Source organism: Pantoea hericii, assembly GCF_014155795.1.
In the GTDB taxonomy this organism is placed as follows: Bacteria; Pseudomonadota; Gammaproteobacteria; order Enterobacterales; family Enterobacteriaceae; genus Pantoea; species Pantoea eucalypti.
The window spans coordinates 499,256-516,532 of the sequence record NZ_SCKV01000001.1 but is presented as its reverse complement, the minus strand read 5'-3'; the positions used below and the strand labels follow the sequence as shown (position 1 = coordinate 516,532).

At 47.8% G+C, this 17,277-nt stretch carries 25 protein-coding genes and 1 tRNA gene; 17 read left to right on the top strand and 9 right to left on the bottom strand.

Going from position 1 to position 17,277, the window contains the following annotated elements:
* Positions 1-33 precede the first annotated feature (33 nt).
* Positions 34-1,293 (bottom strand): tyrosine-type recombinase/integrase, encoded by a 1,260-nt coding sequence (locus tag H7K52_RS02300; protein ID WP_182629620.1) that lies wholly within the window; start codon positions 1,291-1,293, stop codon positions 34-36.
* Positions 1,294-1,472: 179 nt separating this feature from the next.
* Positions 1,473-1,547, bottom strand: a tRNA-Arg gene (locus tag H7K52_RS02295).
* A gap of 193 nt (positions 1,548-1,740) precedes the next feature.
* On the opposite strand from H7K52_RS02295, the gene H7K52_RS02290 reads away from it, so the two are divergent.
* Positions 1,741-2,910, top strand: coding sequence for a tyrosine-type recombinase/integrase (locus H7K52_RS02290; protein WP_182629619.1), 1,170 nt, complete (start codon positions 1,741-1,743; stop codon positions 2,908-2,910).
* Here H7K52_RS02290 and H7K52_RS02285 read toward each other — a convergent pair.
* The 3 genes from H7K52_RS02285 to H7K52_RS02275 are packed head-to-tail and all read right to left on the bottom strand — an operon-like array spanning position 2,894 to position 3,901.
* Complete coding sequence (locus tag H7K52_RS02285; RefSeq protein ID WP_182629618.1) at positions 2,894-3,076, bottom strand: helix-turn-helix transcriptional regulator; 183 nt, start codon at positions 3,074-3,076, stop codon at positions 2,894-2,896. The two genes, H7K52_RS02290 and H7K52_RS02285, sit on opposite strands and share 17 nt — an antisense overlap.
* A 42-nt stretch (positions 3,077-3,118) precedes the next feature.
* Positions 3,119-3,535: a DUF2513 domain-containing protein gene (locus H7K52_RS02280; RefSeq protein WP_182629617.1), complete on the bottom strand. Its 417-nt coding sequence runs from the start codon at positions 3,533-3,535 to the stop codon at positions 3,119-3,121.
* Between the two features lie 27 nt (positions 3,536-3,562).
* Positions 3,563-3,901, bottom strand: a complete 339-nt coding sequence (locus H7K52_RS02275) for a hypothetical protein (RefSeq protein WP_182629616.1) — start codon at positions 3,899-3,901, stop codon at positions 3,563-3,565.
* 47 nt (positions 3,902-3,948) lie between these two features.
* Here H7K52_RS02275 and H7K52_RS02270 point away from each other — a divergent pair, with 47 nt between their 5' ends.
* Entirely contained in the window at positions 3,949-4,629 is a 681-nt protein-coding gene (locus H7K52_RS02270; RefSeq protein ID WP_182629615.1) for an SOS response-associated peptidase family protein, read from the top strand.
* A gap of 35 nt (positions 4,630-4,664) precedes the next feature.
* On the opposite strand, the gene H7K52_RS02265 is transcribed toward H7K52_RS02270, so the two are convergent.
* The 4 genes from H7K52_RS02265 to H7K52_RS02250 form a co-directional block, all read right to left on the bottom strand.
* Complete coding sequence (locus tag H7K52_RS02265; RefSeq protein WP_182629614.1) at positions 4,665-5,069, bottom strand: hypothetical protein; 405 nt, start codon at positions 5,067-5,069, stop codon at positions 4,665-4,667.
* The gene (locus tag H7K52_RS02260; RefSeq protein WP_182629613.1) at positions 5,066-5,509 is read right to left on the bottom strand and encodes a hypothetical protein; all 444 of its coding nucleotides are present in this window, start codon (positions 5,507-5,509) and stop codon (positions 5,066-5,068) included. The genes H7K52_RS02265 and H7K52_RS02260 overlap by 4 nt, the downstream gene beginning before the upstream one ends.
* 10 nt (positions 5,510-5,519) lie before the next feature.
* A complete protein-coding gene (locus tag H7K52_RS02255; RefSeq protein WP_182629612.1) occupies positions 5,520-5,678 on the bottom strand; it encodes a DUF1317 family protein in 159 nt (52 codons plus the stop codon).
* Between the two features lie 674 nt (positions 5,679-6,352).
* Positions 6,353-6,997, bottom strand: coding sequence for a LexA family protein (locus H7K52_RS02250; protein ID WP_182629611.1), 645 nt, complete (start codon positions 6,995-6,997; stop codon positions 6,353-6,355).
* 99 nt (positions 6,998-7,096) lie between these two features.
* On the opposite strand from H7K52_RS02250, the gene H7K52_RS02245 reads away from it, so the two are divergent.
* The 15 genes from H7K52_RS02245 (at position 7,097) to lysC (ending at position 17,261) form a co-directional block, all read left to right on the top strand.
* Positions 7,097-7,306, top strand: a complete 210-nt coding sequence (locus H7K52_RS02245; protein ID WP_089414382.1) for a Cro/CI family transcriptional regulator — start codon at positions 7,097-7,099, stop codon at positions 7,304-7,306.
* A 28-nt stretch (positions 7,307-7,334) separates the two neighbouring features.
* Positions 7,335-7,883 (top strand): YmfL family putative regulatory protein, encoded by a 549-nt coding sequence (locus H7K52_RS02240; RefSeq protein WP_182629610.1) that lies wholly within the window; start codon positions 7,335-7,337, stop codon positions 7,881-7,883.
* Between the two features lie 186 nt (positions 7,884-8,069).
* Positions 8,070-8,264, top strand: a complete 195-nt coding sequence (locus H7K52_RS02235; protein ID WP_182629609.1) for a DUF4222 domain-containing protein — start codon at positions 8,070-8,072, stop codon at positions 8,262-8,264.
* On the top strand, positions 8,242-9,126 hold the full coding sequence (locus H7K52_RS02230; RefSeq protein ID WP_182629608.1) for a conserved phage C-terminal domain-containing protein: 885 nt from the start codon (positions 8,242-8,244) through the stop codon (positions 9,124-9,126). Before H7K52_RS02235 ends, H7K52_RS02230 begins: the two co-directional genes overlap by 23 nt.
* Before the next feature lie 12 nt (positions 9,127-9,138).
* Positions 9,139-9,573 (top strand): PerC family transcriptional regulator, encoded by a 435-nt coding sequence (locus H7K52_RS02225; protein ID WP_182629607.1) that lies wholly within the window; start codon positions 9,139-9,141, stop codon positions 9,571-9,573.
* A 115-nt stretch (positions 9,574-9,688) separates the two neighbouring features.
* Entirely contained in the window at positions 9,689-11,041 is a 1,353-nt protein-coding gene (locus tag H7K52_RS02220; RefSeq protein ID WP_182629606.1) for a ParB/RepB/Spo0J family partition protein, read from the top strand.
* Entirely contained in the window at positions 11,038-11,256 is a 219-nt protein-coding gene (locus tag H7K52_RS02215) for a RusA family crossover junction endodeoxyribonuclease (protein ID WP_259400602.1), read from the top strand. The genes H7K52_RS02220 and H7K52_RS02215 overlap by 4 nt, the downstream gene beginning before the upstream one ends.
* Before the next feature lie 370 nt (positions 11,257-11,626).
* Positions 11,627-12,826 carry a hypothetical protein gene (locus H7K52_RS02210; RefSeq protein WP_182629605.1) on the top strand — a complete coding sequence of 400 codons (1,200 nt, stop codon included), beginning with the start codon at positions 11,627-11,629 and terminating at the stop codon, positions 12,824-12,826.
* A gap of 344 nt (positions 12,827-13,170) precedes the next feature.
* Positions 13,171-13,887: a phage antirepressor KilAC domain-containing protein gene (locus H7K52_RS02205; protein WP_182629604.1), complete on the top strand. Its 717-nt coding sequence runs from the start codon at positions 13,171-13,173 to the stop codon at positions 13,885-13,887.
* On the top strand, positions 13,884-14,900 hold the full coding sequence (locus H7K52_RS02200) for a DUF968 domain-containing protein (RefSeq protein ID WP_182629603.1): 1,017 nt from the start codon (positions 13,884-13,886) through the stop codon (positions 14,898-14,900). Before H7K52_RS02205 ends, H7K52_RS02200 begins: the two co-directional genes overlap by 4 nt.
* A 21-nt stretch (positions 14,901-14,921) precedes the next feature.
* The gene (locus H7K52_RS02195) at positions 14,922-15,350 is read left to right on the top strand and encodes an antiterminator Q family protein (RefSeq protein WP_182629602.1); all 429 of its coding nucleotides are present in this window, start codon (positions 14,922-14,924) and stop codon (positions 15,348-15,350) included.
* 347 nt (positions 15,351-15,697) lie between these two features.
* Positions 15,698-16,060, top strand: a complete 363-nt coding sequence (locus H7K52_RS02190) for a phage holin, lambda family (RefSeq protein WP_082668175.1) — start codon at positions 15,698-15,700, stop codon at positions 16,058-16,060.
* Positions 16,044-16,676 (top strand): glycoside hydrolase family 19 protein, encoded by a 633-nt coding sequence (locus H7K52_RS02185; RefSeq protein ID WP_182629601.1) that lies wholly within the window; start codon positions 16,044-16,046, stop codon positions 16,674-16,676. The genes H7K52_RS02190 and H7K52_RS02185 overlap by 17 nt, the downstream gene beginning before the upstream one ends.
* Positions 16,664-17,101 (top strand): Rz lytic protein, encoded by a 438-nt coding sequence (locus tag H7K52_RS02180; RefSeq protein ID WP_039659660.1) that lies wholly within the window; start codon positions 16,664-16,666, stop codon positions 17,099-17,101. Before H7K52_RS02185 ends, H7K52_RS02180 begins: the two co-directional genes overlap by 13 nt.
* A complete protein-coding gene (lysC, locus tag H7K52_RS19070; RefSeq protein WP_476641275.1) occupies positions 17,016-17,261 on the top strand; it encodes an Rz1-like lysis system protein LysC in 246 nt (81 codons plus the stop codon). Before H7K52_RS02180 ends, lysC begins: the two co-directional genes overlap by 86 nt.
* Positions 17,262-17,277: the final 16 nt, after the last annotated feature.

Sequence of the window (17,277 nt, the reverse complement as noted above, 5' to 3'; positions counted from 1 at the left end):
ATTATAAAATATTTAATACGTATCGTTTGCTACTTACTGTTCTGAATGCTGAATAGAGAAGGAAAAAGGTGTCTGTGCTGCTTCTTTACAAGCTTCCAGATAGTCAGCCCACCATTGCAGCATGAGACTCCGTTCTTCCAAATGCTCCGCTTTGTGTATGTAAGCAGCCCGGACACTGTTGCGTTCCTGGTGGCTCATTTGTCTTTCCACAGCATCTCTTGACCACAATCCCGATTCGATTAAGGCACTACATGCCATAGTCCTGAAACCATGCCCGCAGACTTCAGCTTTCGTATCGTAGCCCATCGCCCTGAGTGCTTTGTTGACAGTGTTTTCACTGATAGGTTTGTCGTCCCCGGTAAAACCAATGAACATAAGTTCTTTGTTACCACTGATCGTATGAAGCTCTTCCATAAGTGCTTTGGCTTGTGAGCTTAATGGAACCAAATGAGGCGTTTTCATCTTTGCCCCTCTTGCAGAATATTTTACCCCTTCCATAGGTTGTCGCTTTCCGGGGATAGTCCACAGTGAATTTTTGAGATCGACTTCTGACCAGCGAGCAAATCGCAGTTCACTCGAACGGACAAAGGTCAGGAGTGTTAACTGCACTGCAATTTGGGTAATGCCTCTTCCTTTATATGCTTCCAAACGATTCATAAGCTCTGGCAATCGTTCCAGAGAAAGGGCAGGGCGATGAACACTTTTAGTGGAAACAACAGCACCAGCGAGGTCGTTTGCAGGATTCTGTTCAATCAAAGCATTGTGAACGGCATACCTCATTACCGCCGTAATGCGCTGTTGTAAGCGGGAAGCCAGTTCATGGTGTCCTGAAGCTTCTGCTTTTTTCAAAGGAACCAACAAATCACGAGTTTTTAGCTCGCTGATATTACGTTTGCCGATGACAGGGAACACATGGGAAACAAGGCTGTTCAAAACAGTTGTTCTATGACTTTCTGACCAGGTTCTGTTACTGGTATGCCATTGTCGTGCAACTTGCTCAAATGTTAGCAAGCCCTTGCTCTCAATCTTTTGCGCTTTTCGCTTCTCACTTGGGTCTACATGGTTTGCAACGAGCTGACGAGCTTCATCTCTTCGTCGTCTGGCTTCGGACAATGAAACCTCAGGATAGACACCCAGTGCGAGTATTTTCTGTTTGCCAGCGAAGCGATACTGGAAACGCCAGTATTTGGAACCACTTGTGGTGATCAAAAGATGCATACCATTACCGTCTGTCAATTTGACAGGTTTATCAGAAGGCTTTGTATTTCTTACTGTTAACTCAGTGAGCGCCATACTAAAAACCCTCTTCTGATGGTATCTGCATTATCGAACTTAAAATACCAACATATGTACCAACAAAACAGCGTGGATTTTGAAATATGACGGTGTACGTTAGTGGGCTACGAAAAGAAGGTAAACGTTTGAAATTGAAGAGTTGACTAGACTTTAAGATACTTAGGTGGGCTAACATATGGTGTCCCCTGCAGGAATCGAACCTGCAACTAGCCCTTAGGAGGGGCTCGTTATATCCATTTAACTAAGAGGACGTTGTTCGCGGAGGTTTTGAAGTTGTTCCGACGGTTCGCATCCTATCGTAAAACCTCAGATTTTTACAAGCTTTATGCTCTATTTTGTTTCACTCGGTTTCCTGCTATTCACCTTTAACATTGCTTCGTTCACTTGCCATTGAGTACACATTGAGTACAGAATGCTTTCAAAGTGTGTGTACAGGAAATCACAGTGGCGCTGAGTGACACCAAATTAAGAAGTATCAACGGCAAAGCTTACAACGGCCCAGCTGAGCTAACTGACGGTGACGGCTTGAGCGTTCGAATCACGCCGTCTGGCACGATTACATTTCAGTACCGCTATCGCTGGAATGGAAAGCCTGTTCGTCTCACTGTTGGTCGCTACCCCTCAACATCATTGAAAGATGCGCGAATTGCTGTTGGTGAGATGCGTGGATTGTACATGAAGGGGGTCAACCCAAAAACCTATTTTGCCGGTAGCACCGGTGAGCTGACACTGAAAGAGTGTCTCGATAACTGGTGGGAAAAATACGTTAAAGGGCTGAAGCACAATACTCAGGTGCTGTACAAATCGGTTGTGTACAACACAATGTACAGCGAGTTTGAGGATGTTCCCGTTGCTAACATCCCTGTATCAGCCTGGGTGCAGTTTTTTGATAAGCAAGAGAAGTTGAATAAGAAGAAAGCCCGCGTTCTGTTGCTTCAACTCCGGTCAGTCATCCACTGGTGCATTAGCCGTCAGCTGATTCCTTCATGTGAGATCACTAAGCTGAGTGTCAAAAATATTGGCAAGAAGCCTGATGTTGGTGATCGCGTTCTGACCTACAGCGAGCTGGCAAAGATATGGCTGGCACTTGAGAACAATAAGATCGTCACATCTAACAGGCTGCTGCATCAAATGCTGTTGCTTTGGGGGGCTCGTCTGTCTGAGCTTCGCCTGGCTAATGCTGCTGAATTCAATACCACAGATTGGATATGGACCACGCCATCTGAGCACTCAAAGATGGGCAACATCATCAGGCGTCCGATCTTCGAACAAATGAAGCCCATGGTTGAACGCCTTCTTAATAATGGGAGTAAGATTCTGTTTCCAGGTCAGGAGCTCGATAAAGCTATAGATCGCTCTTCCTCCAATCTGTATATGCGGAAACTGAGGGAGACGATTGATATTCCTGAATGGCGCACCCATGACTTCCGCCGCTCTCTGGCGACTAACTTATCAAGTGAAGGAATCATGCCCCATGTAACTGAGAAAATGTTGGGGCATGAACTTGGCGGTGTCATGGCTGTGTACAACAAACACGACTGGCTGGAAGATCAGAGAAAGGCATATGAGCTGTACGCAGATAAAATATTCTGGCACGTTAAACAGCTCGGTTAACACCCCCATCACAAATCCATTTTTCAACTGCTTTGCGACTATACCGCGCCGGATGTGTTAGCACTGGCGCAGGAAAGCCATGTTGTTTACGCAGCCTCCAGAGCGCCGTTCTCGCTTTACCAATTTCAGCCATAACTTCTTTTTCACTCATGAAATCTTGATGCATATTTTTCTCCACACACCCCCGCTGCAACGGGATTTTTAAAGTTTAATCAGGATCGTATCCAGTCAGTCTCTTTGCTTGTTTGAGAGCAAAACCCTTTGCGAGCTCTTTCGAAACATCAATCAATGTAGACATACCTACATCTTTGAAATTCTCTTTGACTGAGTTCCATACTTCTTTTTGCCTAAGAGCCTGAATAAAATCATGTCCTTGAGCAGTAAGCCTTAAAGGCAAAACTGCCCAGCTTCCGCTATCATCTGCACCAGTGTAAAAGCCAAAGCCCGGCTCGCCATCAATTCGAGCAATAAGGTTTTTATCATCTAATAAGCGCATATGAAAAATGAATAATTGTTCAGAAAAATCAAAGCCAGCTTCTTGTAATTCAAGAATGTTTGTTTGAGGCCCTTCATTATCTTCAAAGGCAATAAGTAAATCTTTTAGATATTGCTGGTTAATTTTCATATTTTTCTCCGTGACATGTCACGACAGTTATAACACCAGCTTTAACTCATGCCATCCATTTGTTGTCCAGCACGCAGCCTCACCCTGACAGGGGCAGAACTGCACTGGCAGTTGCTCCTTGCACTTCCCGCATTGCTGCTCTGCCATCACCTCCAGCTGCTGTGACAGTTCAGCGGCATCCTTTCGAATCAGCAGCGCTATATACTCGTTAAGCTCATACGGTTCACGACCGGGGCGGCGTGCGGCGCAGTTATGCGCCAGCATCTCCAGTTCCTGACTATCCAGCGCCAGCTCCAGCTTTTTACCTCCGGCAACGGCCTGTCTGGCACGCTGCGCGGCTTTACGTTCTGCAGCTGTCTTGCTCACGCGTCCACCTCCTCATCCTGCACTATGCTTATTGAAGGAGGTACAACATGTGTGGACGATTTGCGCAGTACAGCAGTAGAGATGAATATTTCGAAGCCCTCGGCGTGAAGCCTGACGAAATTATCTATGACCCTGAGCCAATAGGGCGCTTTAACGTGGCTCCCGGTACAAAGGTCTTGCTGCTTAACGAACGTGAAAATGAATTGCACCTCGACCCTGTTTACTGGGGCTATGGCCCTGAGTGGTGGAACATGCAGCCACTCATCAACGCTCGCGGCGAAACTGCTGCCAGTGGGCGTATGTTTAAGCCGCTCTGGGAGCATGGGCGTGCAATCGTGCCTGCAGATGGTTGGTTCGAATGGAAGAAAGAGGGTAACAAGAAGCAACCCTATTTCATTCACCACAAGAATGATCAACCCCTGTTCTTCGCCTCTATTGGTAAAGCGCCGTTCAGTACAGATCACGGCCATGAAGGCTTCGTTATTGTGACCGCTGCCAGTAACAAAGGCATGGTAGATATTCATGACCGCCGACCACTGGTGCTCACCGCCGACGCTGTACGTGAATGGCTCAGTGTCGAAACCAGCCCGGAACGTGCACAGGAAATTGCTCATGATTCGTCTGTTCCTGAAAACGACTTCAGCTGGCATCCGGTAACTAAAAAGGTTGGCAATATCCATAATCAAGGTTCCGACTTGTTGGATGAAATTGATGATGCTTTGGTTTGATAACCCTCAAGCTTATTGCTTATCGAATCGTCTCCTTAACCCATGCATTCCAGATACAGCCCGCTGGAAATCAGACGGGCGCGGCGTTTAGCTGCTTCACGGTTACGCTTCTTAGCTTCTTCGGAGCAGTCATTGCTGTGGTTGATCACCATCGGCTTGCATGGTGGGGGAGCAACACGGCGCGGGTTTCTGGTCAGGGTGTAAGTGCGGTCAATTGAGCCGCCGCCGAGACAGATTTGATTTGAGGCGTCAACCTGCAGCGTTTCGCCACCTCTGCGCATTATGTGGAGAACCAAACGGTTGAACTCACTGAGGGTCATACCGAGACGTTCTGCCAGCTCGCGGCCAGTTGCCGGGCCTTTTGATAACTGCCAGGCTAACTTTTCACTGAATCCGGCATTAGCGCCGGTGCTGCGCCGGAATTGGGCGACCTTTTTCATGACACCACCTTCAGCGTTACAGTGCGTGGGCGGAGCAAATCCATTTCCATCTGCGAAATGATGTTGATCGCATGTAAGATACCCGGTTGCTGGTGGTTACCCAGCGTTTTTACTGCCCGGCGTGCTTCCCAAAGAGCTTCACCGCGTAGGGTGAGAATCCATTGATCACAAGCTGGAGTAGCGAGCGCTGCGTTAAGGTCATCAATCAGGGTCATATCAGCATCTGCTGCCTGTAGCGCTGAAATGGTGTCAGTCAGCATGCTTTTAATACGCAGTACCTCTGCAGACATCAGATTGGCGCGAACGGTGGCAACGTCGAGGCGTGATGACAGCTCAGCCACCATCTTTGCCATTTCAATCAGTGGCGTTTCCATACTGATGCTTTTAGCGAACTGGTGGCCGGCAGCGACAACTTCTTTATTCGATTTGAAGTGATGCATGTCATTGCCCTCAGTGAATGGTGATGGTGCTGTTAAGGCGCTCAGCTTCGTTCTGCGCCTTAATTGGATTGGTGACTACAGACCCGTCAGGTAATATCCAGCCGTTCAGGATATGGCTGTAGGGCAGGGTGATAATGCCTACGGTGATATGGTCAAAAGGCTTTTCCATGAAACTCTCCACACACGATTTTTGGTTGCATGAACCCCTTGCCAGTGACGGCAATAAAAACTTTTGGGATTCGTTTAATTTGGCTGGTGAGCTACTGCAATAACCCACAGCCCGATTACTCCACACATTTGAAATGTTGTTGCAGTGCCGGGTGCCTCCCGGTGCTCTGGTCAGACTGACAGACACCAGAGCGGAAACTCTTAGACTGTGTGCAATCTTTGTCAGTCTTCCGCGTGCGCTGGCCGCATTCACCACAACGAAAAGGACATTTACTCCACGTCTCTAAAGCGTTCGAAAACACCCGCTTTGCAAATGCCCTTATCGTTGTGAAAAAGGGCGGTTAAAAACATTGTGAGTAACCGCCAACACAGCAATTCCGTATTCTTAAAACGCTGGACCCCGAACTACGTTTTCAACATCACACTGCACACTCACCACTCCTGCATCACCACAGCAGATCACATCGGCATCCGGGAAGAGGCGCAGAAAGGTAACCAAGTCCTTTACCGATGTGTTCGACATGTTCTTAATCATCTTCATGGCCTCTCCACAAAATTTTAAAAACGGCGCCTGCTGCAAGCGCGGCTAAGTAATCTGCAATTAATCTAAGATAACTTAGATTGGAGGTCAAGAAAAAAGCCTAAATAAATTTAGGCTTCAATTTTTTAGATGTTTCAACGCCTCATGAGGCGACGATGTTCGACGAGAACGCCAATGATATTAAATTTTTCTTTGGCCGAACTACGTACAGCAAAGTCTTCATTAAGAGGAACAAGCTCAAAAATTTCCTTGCCGTCTTCAGTTACACCTCTGGCTCGGTACTTTTTAAAGGTCGCTTCGTCTTCGCCATTTTTAGCCACAACATAATCGCCAGGCTGAGGGCTTAGTTCTGGATCGATAAGGATGAGGTCCCCCTCAACAAAATCTGGCTCCATCGACTTTCCCTTGATTTTTAAGGCAAATGTCCCCTTCGAGAAGTTACCAGTGCTAAACACGTAATCAATATTCCCTTCTAAATTGCGCGCATCACACTCAGGGCTCCAAACTCCAGCTTGCACATAGCTTATTACTGGAACCTTCATGCTGCCAATAGGCGCTGGCGCAATGTTTGGTTCATCTTCCTTACCGTACAATAAATACGTTTCGCTTACACCTAACACAGAAGCTAACTTAGAAAGCTTCAAACCACCAGGTGTGTTCTGATCGCGCTCCCAATAGCCTATGGTCACGTCCGAAACGCCTACTGCTTTACCAAGCTGGCCCTGCGTCAGCCTTTTTTCCATGCGTAGCGCCCTAACGCGCCCCCCAAGAGAGCTCACAGTAAATCCTCTAAATGAAAAGTGACTAAGTTATCTTAGTTTTTATTGACCAAAGTTAATTTAGAAAATACTATCTAAGTATTCTTAGGGGAGGCCAAGATGACTACCAGTGATTTAGAGAAGTTTTTCGGTACACCAAACAAGGCGGCAGCCTTTTTCAATGTTTCACCCGAGGCCTTTTATCAGTGGCGAAAGCGTCCGGGCGGTTTAATTCCAAAAGGCCGTGCCGCCGAAGCTGCCTTCCGTACTAAAGGCAAACTCAAATTTCAACCGTCCCTTTACGACAAGCCTACTTCAAACGCTTCGTAAAGATAACCACAGGAAACAGAGGTAAACCGTGGATCAAAAGCACTGGCAGGTAGAAAAGCAACCAGCATGGCTGGTGGCTGCAATCAAGAAGACCATTTCTAGTCTTCCGGGTGGATACGAGGAAGCAGCTGAATGGCTGGGCGTGACTGAAGATGCTTTGTTTAACCGCCTGCGCACTAATGGCGATCAGATTTTCCCAATGGGCTGGGCAATGGTCCTGCAGCAGGCAAGCGGCACCAAACACATTGCGAATGCAGTTTCCCGCCAGTCAAACAGCGTTAACGTCCCTTTGGTGGACATTGAGGATGTTGATAACGCGGACATTAATCAGCGTCTGATGGAGTCGGTTGAGTGGATTGGTAAACATTCTGCCTACATCCGTAAGGCAACCGCTGACGGTGTGATTGATGCGGCTGAACGGGAGCAGATTGAAGAGAACAGCTATCAGGTAATGGCTAAGTGGCAGGAGCATCTTACGCTGCTGTATCGCGTGTTTTGCCCGCCAGAAAAGGTGAACGCCGCAGGATTGCAGTCCGCGGCGTTCGATGCGACTAAATCAACGTGTGTGGAGAACTAATCGCGTGATCAATTTAACCAGATTATCAGGCTTACCGCAATTCCGTTGCCTGCCTTCAGCTGGTGGCCGCTTCAGCAGTGAGCCGCTGCGGTATGTGCTTAATGTACCCGGCGTTAGCGAAGAAGTTAACCACAGCTTTGTTAGTTGGGCTGTGGGTGATGCCAGTCAGCGAATGAAGGCGGTCAAATGCGAGAACTTGACAGAATCTTCCGCGATAAACGCGGAATCCATGTGCGGGTCATTCGATGGGAGCCAGAGAACGACCGGGTTATCTACCTGCGTGACAACTATGAACATGGCGAGTGCTTCAGCTCTCTCGAACGGTTCAAGCTGTACTTCAGGGAGGTCAGTGTAAGTCATGAGCCTACTTCTGAAAGTTAAGCCATTGGTTATCAGCCCGATGCTCGCTCTGCGTATTGGCATTAACGAGGCCATTGTGCTGCAGCAAATTTGTTACTGGCTGGAAGACACCACTGCTGGCATCGAATATGACGGCAAACGCTGGGTTTATAACAGCATTAATGCCTGGAATGAGCAGTTTCCATGGTGGACCGCGAAGACTATACAAAGAACGGTTTCGTCATTGAAAAAGATGGGTCTGATTTATGTTGAGCAGCTTAAAAAAAGCCAGCACGACCAGACTAATTATTACGCAATTAACTACGCGAGCCCTTTACTGGCCGATACGGACAATTTGTCCCTATCGAGAGAGACAATTTGTCCCAATCGAAAAGGTCAATCTGTCCCTATGGATAAGGACAAGTTGTCCCAATCCATCGGGTCAAATTGTCCCAATGTTACAGAGAATACAACAGAGATTACTACAGAGATTACAACAACCCCTTCTTGTCAGGTTGCGGGGCAACCCGACCACGCCCCAGATGCAAATCAGGCTGCTTTCAGTGTGCTTGAACATCTTAACCGTGCAGCTGGTATGCGTTTTCAGAAATCAAAATCCTCACTGGCACCAATTCGCGGTCGCCTGGGAGAAGATTTCACTGCTGATGAGCTGATCCTCACAGTGGACTACTCAATCGCTAAGTGGGCTGAAGACCCAAAAATGTGTGAGTACGTCCGACCGGAAACAATTTTCCGGCCAGGCAAGTTCCCCGGCTATCTGAGTTCCGCGCAGAAGTGGGATAAAGCGGGGCGGCCTAAGTGCATCAACGGTAAGTGGCAGCGTGATGTGATGGCTATCTCATCAATGGATTATGAAATTCCTGACGGCTTTCGCGGCGCATAAGGGGATAGAGCGATGATTAACCACGAATCAAAAATTCTTGAACTGATAACCCGCAATGGTCCGCTTAAGGTGCGCCAGCTCTGCAAGCTCACTGGCCTGCATGAAACCTCCGTGAGGCACTTTATCAAACCGTTGTTTGCTAAAGGGCTGCTTAAACGGGCAAGCGACTGGAGTTATTCAATCAACACCGGCCCGTTACCGGTTGAGAGCGAGAAATTCAGCCACAAGGCGAAGCTGGCCGCCGAACTGGAGAGCAAAGGGTTCTGGCTTCGTGCAGCTCAGATATGGCGCGAGGCGATGCTGGTGGCGAAGTTCGACGCATCACGTAACGAAGCCAAAGAGAACTGCGACCGCTGCGCTGTAAGGGGTTCATTCAACTGTGGCAGCTACGGCGGCCTTGATACAGGCCGTATCGGTGAAAGCTTCCTGAGTGAGGTTCGCCAATGAAAGCGCACCTGAAGAGCCATTACGAACGCAATGAGATTTTCTACCGGGCCATCCGAGCAACAGCCGTGATGATTACCGCCCTGATTATTGTCCTGACATGGGAGTTGACCACAGCATGAGTAATTTATATCAGGTCTACAAAAACAAAGACTCCGAAAAGGGCAAAGCTGAAATCGATATAACCACCCGCAAAACCTACCTGCTGGGCGTTGATGAGCTCTATGTTGAAACTAATTACAACATCCGTGATATCGATCAGACCCATGTCGAGGAATTCCGGGACGCCTTTATCGCTGGTGAGCATGTGCCTCCGCTGGCTGTTAAGGTCACGGAGAAGGGCATCAAGATTATCGACGGCCATCATCGTTACTACGGTGCGAAGCTGGCGCAGGAAGCAGGCTACACGCTGCGACTTGAGTGTAAGGATTTCGTGGGTAGTGAGGCTGACAGCGTGGCGTTCATGGTTACCAGTAGTCAGGGCCGCGCCCTGTTGCCGCTGGAACGTGCCGCAGCCTATCAGCGCCTCGTGAATCAGGGCTTAGAGCCAGCAGAGATTGCTGCCAAGGTGAAGCGTTCGATCACCGATGTAGAACAGCACCTCCAGCTGTTGACCGTTGGCGAGCCGCTGATTGAAATGGTGAAGTCTGGCGAAGTGGCAGCGACCACAGCAGTAGCTCTGCAGCGTGAGCACGGCGTAAAAGCATCATCGGTAGCGCAGGAGCAGATGCAGAAGGCGAAAGCAGCAGGCAAGAAGAAGCTGACCAAAACAGATGCTATGCCGCAATTCAGCGCCGCTCAGGCACGCAAGTTGGTAGAGCTGATTGCTAAGCATTGCCAGACCGAGCAGGACGAGGAGGGTGCTCGCATGACACTTACTTTTGAAACTGACCTGCAGGCGGCTGAGCTGATGGACATTGTTCTGATCGCCAAAGAGCATTACGGCGTGACTCAATCAGTAAACGAACAACCGAACCCGGTTAAGGCTGAGAACGTCGATGGTGATGACCTGCCACTGCTGAAGCACGAAATTCTTGAGCAGAGCGGCGTTGAAGTGTGGGCGTGCGTTATTGCCGCGTTCAAAATGAAAGCCGAATACACCTACAGCGAATCCAAGTGGGCGCATACCTGGGCGGCAGACTCCGTAGAGAACCCTACCTGTGTAACAGTGCCAGCAGAGACGATTGCCAGCGCAGTCCGCCTGATCAAACAGCATCAGGATGATCTTGAACTGAAGCTGTGGGTATCAGAGCAGTACGATGATTCAGAGCTGGCAGCAGAGCAGCTGCAGCGCTTCTCAGCGGTTCTGATTGAAGTTCGCCAGGACAAGACCTGCACGGTTCAGAAGTTTATCGAACTGGTGGAGCAGACCGACCGTGATTGCTGGTCAAACATCCGCATGCTGCGTCAGGCCGTTCGTGAGGTGGTTGGTCAGATGACTATCCCTGATGTGGGAGAGAGCGCTGCATGAAGTTAACCCTTCCGTTCCTGCCAAGCGTTAATACGTACTGGCGTAACACCAGAAAGGGAGTATTAATCAGCGCCTACGGGCGCTGTTTCCGCTCCAATGCATTTGCCGCCGTTCTTCAGCAGCTCAAACGCCGCCCGCATCAAATTACAGTGAACGTAGAGGTAAGCATGCTGCTCTTCCCGCCAGACAAGCGACAGCGCGATCTTGATAACTAATCCTAGGAAACCTTTGATAGTATTATACATGCGGGTATTTTGGCCTATGGAAGCTTAATAAAGCTAATTACCGTTATGTGAGAAAATCAAGTTAAGTGTGACGAAGCTAAGGTTATCATTAAATATTTCACATCCGTAAAATATTAACCTGGACATTCTTTTATTAGAGAAGCTATTCTCATAAAAAAGATGATAATTTTTAAATATACTAGATGGGGCGTGGATTTCACGATAATATAAACAGTCAGCAGCTTGCAAGCGTATGAGCTTGTTGAAATCCAACCAGCTTAGTAGGTTGGATTTCGCAGTCCAGCAGTGCTTCACTTTTAAATATAGCCTATAGGTAGTTTTCAAAAAAGAAGGTCTCCATATGCCATTAAATAGCTCTTATTTCACAGGAATTGAAGTTTACGATAATCTAAAAATTAGTGAGTATGCATCTGATGTTCTTACTAATTTGTGTAAATGGGCTGAAGAAAGCCATAAGGTTAAGAGGGAGATAAAATTCACAATTCGTGAAGATTCATACAATTTAAATGCAGGGTTTAATTACGAAAAAAATACTGTTGTGATAAATTATGCTTTAATTCAAGAGATATATCGCAATTGCATGCTTTTTCCTCTTTATAAATCTGAGATGAGTGATATTGATGAGCTAGAAAGTTATGTTGCCTACCTAAGGTATCAATTCAGAAGCAGGGTGTTGTTTCATGTTGAGGATGGAGTTCCAAGAATTAGAAGGCATTATGCTTCAGATTTTTCCAAGAAGAAAACAAAAGAAGCTCTTGAAAAATATAGTGAAGTTTTGAAAGAAAAACCATTCTTGCAAGAAAGTTTTGAGGAAAATAATACTTTAGCTAGATTTATCATGTTTGAGTTAGCTTTAACATTCTTATTTTTTCACGAGATTTCTCACCACTTTCAAAGTCATAACCTCATTAAAAGTAATTTTAGTGCAGATGCCATTGAAGAAAAGAACAAACAACAACAGGCACGTGAGATCCTTGCTGACCTCCAGGCTATGGATCTAACATTTGCATACATTACAAGAAAGAATAAAGTCATTGATTCTGGTAATGCATATTTTCTTCATTGTGGGTTAAATGTGTTATTTCTTATCTTGCATCATAATAATAACGGCTTATATTCTGGAAGAATACACTCTTTGGGTAATCACCCAAACCCTGTGTTAAGGGCTCAATTTATACGTTGCGCCTTTATAGCTATTTTTATTAATCTTCAAAAAGATCCTACAACAGATATAGTGGGTCATGAGATTTTAGGTTTGACTGTTCTAGCTTTAAAGGCGCTGTTATGTGCAGATATTTACTGGTGTTTGCTGCTAGGTAAAGAGGATGGTGATGAAAGATCAGTCTTTATGGAACAATCATCAGACTCACATTATAATGAGTTACATAAAGAGATGGTTTCTTTGATAAATTACATTGAGTTGCAGCATAAATTTGTAATGCATTCAAAAAAGAATATAGATTATGAAATGGAACTTCTTAACCAAAAGGTTTTTGATGAGTTCATTAGCCAGATCCGAAATCCTCCAAATGTATTCTAACCGCGTTTGCATCCTATAATAAAGGATAACATCAATGAAACCTTTGAGTTAAATACAGCTAATTTTTCAGCGGGGTGGTTATTATAAAAATAGAATCTCAAGAAGGGTTATTTAAAATAACAATATATATTTTTAATTATTATTTGTTGCTCGGTATCAAATCAGGTAGATTAAAAGTAGCTATAATGGATCAAAGGAATAGTGTGGAATAAACTTTAATGGCATTTTAGTATAGATGCTTAAGGCATAGAGCTGATGCTAACTGTATAGGTTGGGCCCTTTTACTTGCAGGTGATGGGTCGGGACCATCTAAAAACGTTGTTCCAGTGTGTGGAGAGGTCAAAATGCTGAATCAATCAGCGGGCGCTATTGCGCCTGTAGTCAATGCTATTCAATCCCCAATCATGACCAGCCGTGAGATTGCCGAACTGACAGGCAAAGAACACAAAAATGTCACTGTAGATATCCGCCGTATGCTGGATGACCTGGGAGAAGATGCGCTGAAATTCCAGCTTATCTATTTCGACACCATGAACCGGCAGCGAACTGAGTATCACCTCGACCGTGAGCATACCGAATGCCTTATCACCGGTTACAGCGCCATTCTGCGCATGAAAGTGATCAAGCGACTGCATGAGTTAGAGGAACGCCAGCCAGTTAAAATCCCTCAGACCTTTGCCGAGGCACTCCGCTTGGCCGCCGAAGCGGAAGAGGAGAAAGAGCGCCTGCAGCTGCAGCTAACGGAAGCCGCACCAAAGGTTGCGTTCGTGGATCGCTACGTCACTGCCACCAGTTCAATGACATTTCGACAGGTAGCAAAACTTCTTGATGCTAAAGAGCCAGAGCTTCGCCTGTTCCTGATTGAAAGCCGGGTTATGTACCGGCTCAATGGCGTCCTGACTCCTTACAGCCAGCACATTGAGGCTGGTCGATTTGAGGTCAGAACCGGAACCACTACAGAATCAAATTACATGTTCAGTCAGTCACGCTTTACCGCTAAGGGTGTCCAGTGGATTGGTGGGCTATGGACCGCTTATAAGGCTACAGGCGGTGCTGAGTGAGAGCACTGCTTACACCGGAAATAGCACCGCGCACCGGTATTGTGCTGTTCAAACCGGGGCCGGAACTGCTGAAGCTGTTTAGATCTCGCGTTGTGATCAGCACTCCTACAATGGATATGGCAGACCTACCATCAGGGCGACTGAATGACGGTACACAACCGCTGCTTGATGAACCCTCACTGATTCCCTTCTTCGGCCACGAACGTGTGATAGCGGCTGCTGGTGGTCCTAATGCGCTGGCATCCTTCGTCCAGTCATTTGGTTGCTGTCAGTGGGAACAGCCCGAAACATGGCATCACCATGAATTCACAGTGTCAGAAATCGAAAACGGCCTGGTGTCTCTTTGCTACAGCCACGATAATGAGTTCAGGGAAAACGGCGTCCCCGGTAGCCTTGAGAATATCGCCAAAGGCAACACCGCACTCTGGATAATCAGAGCTGCATGCAGCCAGATGGCGCTAAGCGGCGATCACCAGATGACACTACCGGAATTATGCTGGTGGGCCTCACTGAATGACCTGATTGATTTGATACCGGAGGCACCAGCGCGGCGCGTTCTGCGCATGCCAAAGGAAGCCATACAGGCTGGCGAACTCAAAGAGTCGCGGATTGTTCCGATGCGTCCGGCACGCGAAGTTATTCAGGATGCTGCTCAGGTCGTCAAAAAGATAATCAGCTTACGTACTGACCCGGAATCACCAGAATCATTCATGAAGCGGCCCAAGCGTAAGCGCTGGGAGAGTGAGAAATACACACGGTGGGTTAAGTCGCAGAGCTGCGCATGTTGCGGCAGTCAGGCGGACGATCCTCATCACATCATCGGACATGGACAGGGAGGAATGGGAACAAAGGCCCATGATTTATTCGTGATACCGCTTTGCAGGGCGCATCACGACGAGTTACACCGCGACCCAAAACTTTTTGAGTCGAATTATGGCAGTCAGGTTGAGCTGCTATTCAGGTTCCTGGATTTCGCGATTGCAGTCGGCGTTATCGGGACAGATAAAAAATAAAGTGTGTGGAGAGGATTAAATATGCGTGACATGTCACAGGTATTAGAGCGCTGGGCTGGCTGGGCAAAATCGGACAGCAGCGGTGTGGATTACTCATCAATTGCGGCAGGCTTTAAAGGCTTGCTGTCACAGGATTCAAAATTAACGCTCACTTGCAGCGATAATGACGGATTAATCATTGAGGGCTGTCTGGCTCGGCTTAAAGAAAAGCGCCCGGATGAGCATGCGATAATCGTGCTGCATTACTTTTTTAATATCTCTAAGCGCACCCTGGCAAAGCAGGCCAGGCGAGATGAGAAGGTGGTTAGAATTGAGATTCAGATGGCCGAGGGATTCATTGAAGGCTGTCTGGCGATGCTTGACGTTCGGCTGGATATGGATGCCGAATTGACGCCGAAAAAAATATTGAAAAAACCTCTCACGCGGTCCGCAATTTCCTTAGTAATCTGATAAGGTCGATTACCAAGCAGTGCAGCTTATCTGCTAAAAGTCAGTTCCAAATGTGGATGTCAAAGCGCCTCTGGCCTCACCAGCCTGGAGGCGTTTTTTATTGGCCGCATAACCTGAAGGGATGGTTTTTAATCATATCCTGCAAGGTATAAATAATTAACCCTGTTGCCGACGGGCAAGGCTATTACCGCTATCGCGTCAGGGTTCCTACACAAAGAGGTCGCCAAAGAGCGGCCTTTTTTCGTTTTTGCGCACACCAATCAGTCTCCACACACACTTTTGACACCGTGGTGTTGCGCATCTTTCTTATGACTACTGACAGCACCTGCCAATTAACGGAGGTGAGGATGAAACGCATGCCGGACAAAGACGTTGGGTTCTGGGCAAGCCTGATCGCCTGGCTTTATGCCCACAAAAACGAAACCGGCTATGCGGGTCTTGCCGGAGTCATGGCGATTCTGAGAGCCACTTACGTTGGAAAAGACGCATGGTCACGCCGCCTGCTTGATGCTGCGATGTGCAGCGTCTTCGCCTTCTTCCTGCAGCCAAGCCTGCAGGTGATTGGTTCGGTGTTCAACTGGCACTTCAGTGAAGACATTACGCGGGTTGCTGCGGTCTTCCTTGGCTTCCTCGGTGTGGACTACGTGTCAACGAAGATACGCCGCCAGATAGATAAGCGATTGGGAGACAGTAATGCTGACAGCCAGTAGTTTTCAGCTCGCGACCGGCGTGAGTAATGCGCTGCGTGATGCATGGTTTCCTCATATAGCGGCAAGCCTCTCTGCGTTCCAGATAAGTACGCCATTGCGTCAGGCTCACTTTCTGGCGCAGACGGGGCATGAGTCAGCCGGGTTCCTGAAGGTGGAAGAGGGGCTGAACTACAGTGAGAACGCGCTTACGGCAATGTTTGGCAAGCGCATCACCGCTGAGCAGGCCCGAGCCTATGGTCGTAATGCGATGCATGTGGCTAACCAGAAGATGATCGCCAGCATCATTTACGCAAATCGTAACGGTAATGGTGATGTTGATTCCGGTGATGGTTACCGCTATCGCGGTCGCGGCCTGATTCAGATTACCGGCAAGGCCAACTATGCAGCACTGGTAAAACAGCTGGGCGCTGATGTAGTGGCAAACCCTGATTTATTGCTGGGCTATCGCTTTGCTGCGATGTCTGCTGCGGCATGGTGGAAGAATCACGGCTTAAACGAGCTGGCAGACTCTGATGATGTTCTCCGCATCACCAGAATCATTAACGGTGGCACCAATGGTCTGGACGACCGGAAATCCCGCTTATCAAAATCTAAGGGGATTCTATGTTCAACGTAATCGGCTTTATCCGAAACAATTCAGGCCTGGTCATCATCGGTCTTATCTGCGTGGCGCTGTGGGGGCTGAATGCCAGTAACTCACAGCTGAAAGCAACGAACGACAGACTTGAAAAGCTGGCAAACAGCAAAGACGATCAGATTAAGGACCTGCGTTCAAAGAACGATGACCTGGCATCCAGTGTCACTGAGCTGGTAACAGCCGTTAAGCAGCAAAACGAAGTGATGAGTCAGGTCACAGAGCAGCGTGCCGTAACAGCCCAGCAGAATCGGAAATTACAGAATGAAATTAAGCGTTACCTTGCGGCGGACAAGTGTGCTGTTGCTCCTGTTCCCCCTGATGCTGCTGACCGGTTGCGTAACGCAGCAAAAGCCGCTGGTGGAGTACCGGACAGTAAAGCAGCCACAGCTAAGCCTTCCGGCTGAACTGACCAGCCCAATTGATGTACCAGCGCCGTCACAGTATATGACGTTCGGTGACAGCGTAAGCCTCAACGCTGAGTTATATGGCGCTCTTGGGCAGTGCAATATTGATCGTGCTGCAGTCAGGAAGCTTGATATGCATCCTGTTCCTGTTGCCCATTAAATGTGATGATCTGATT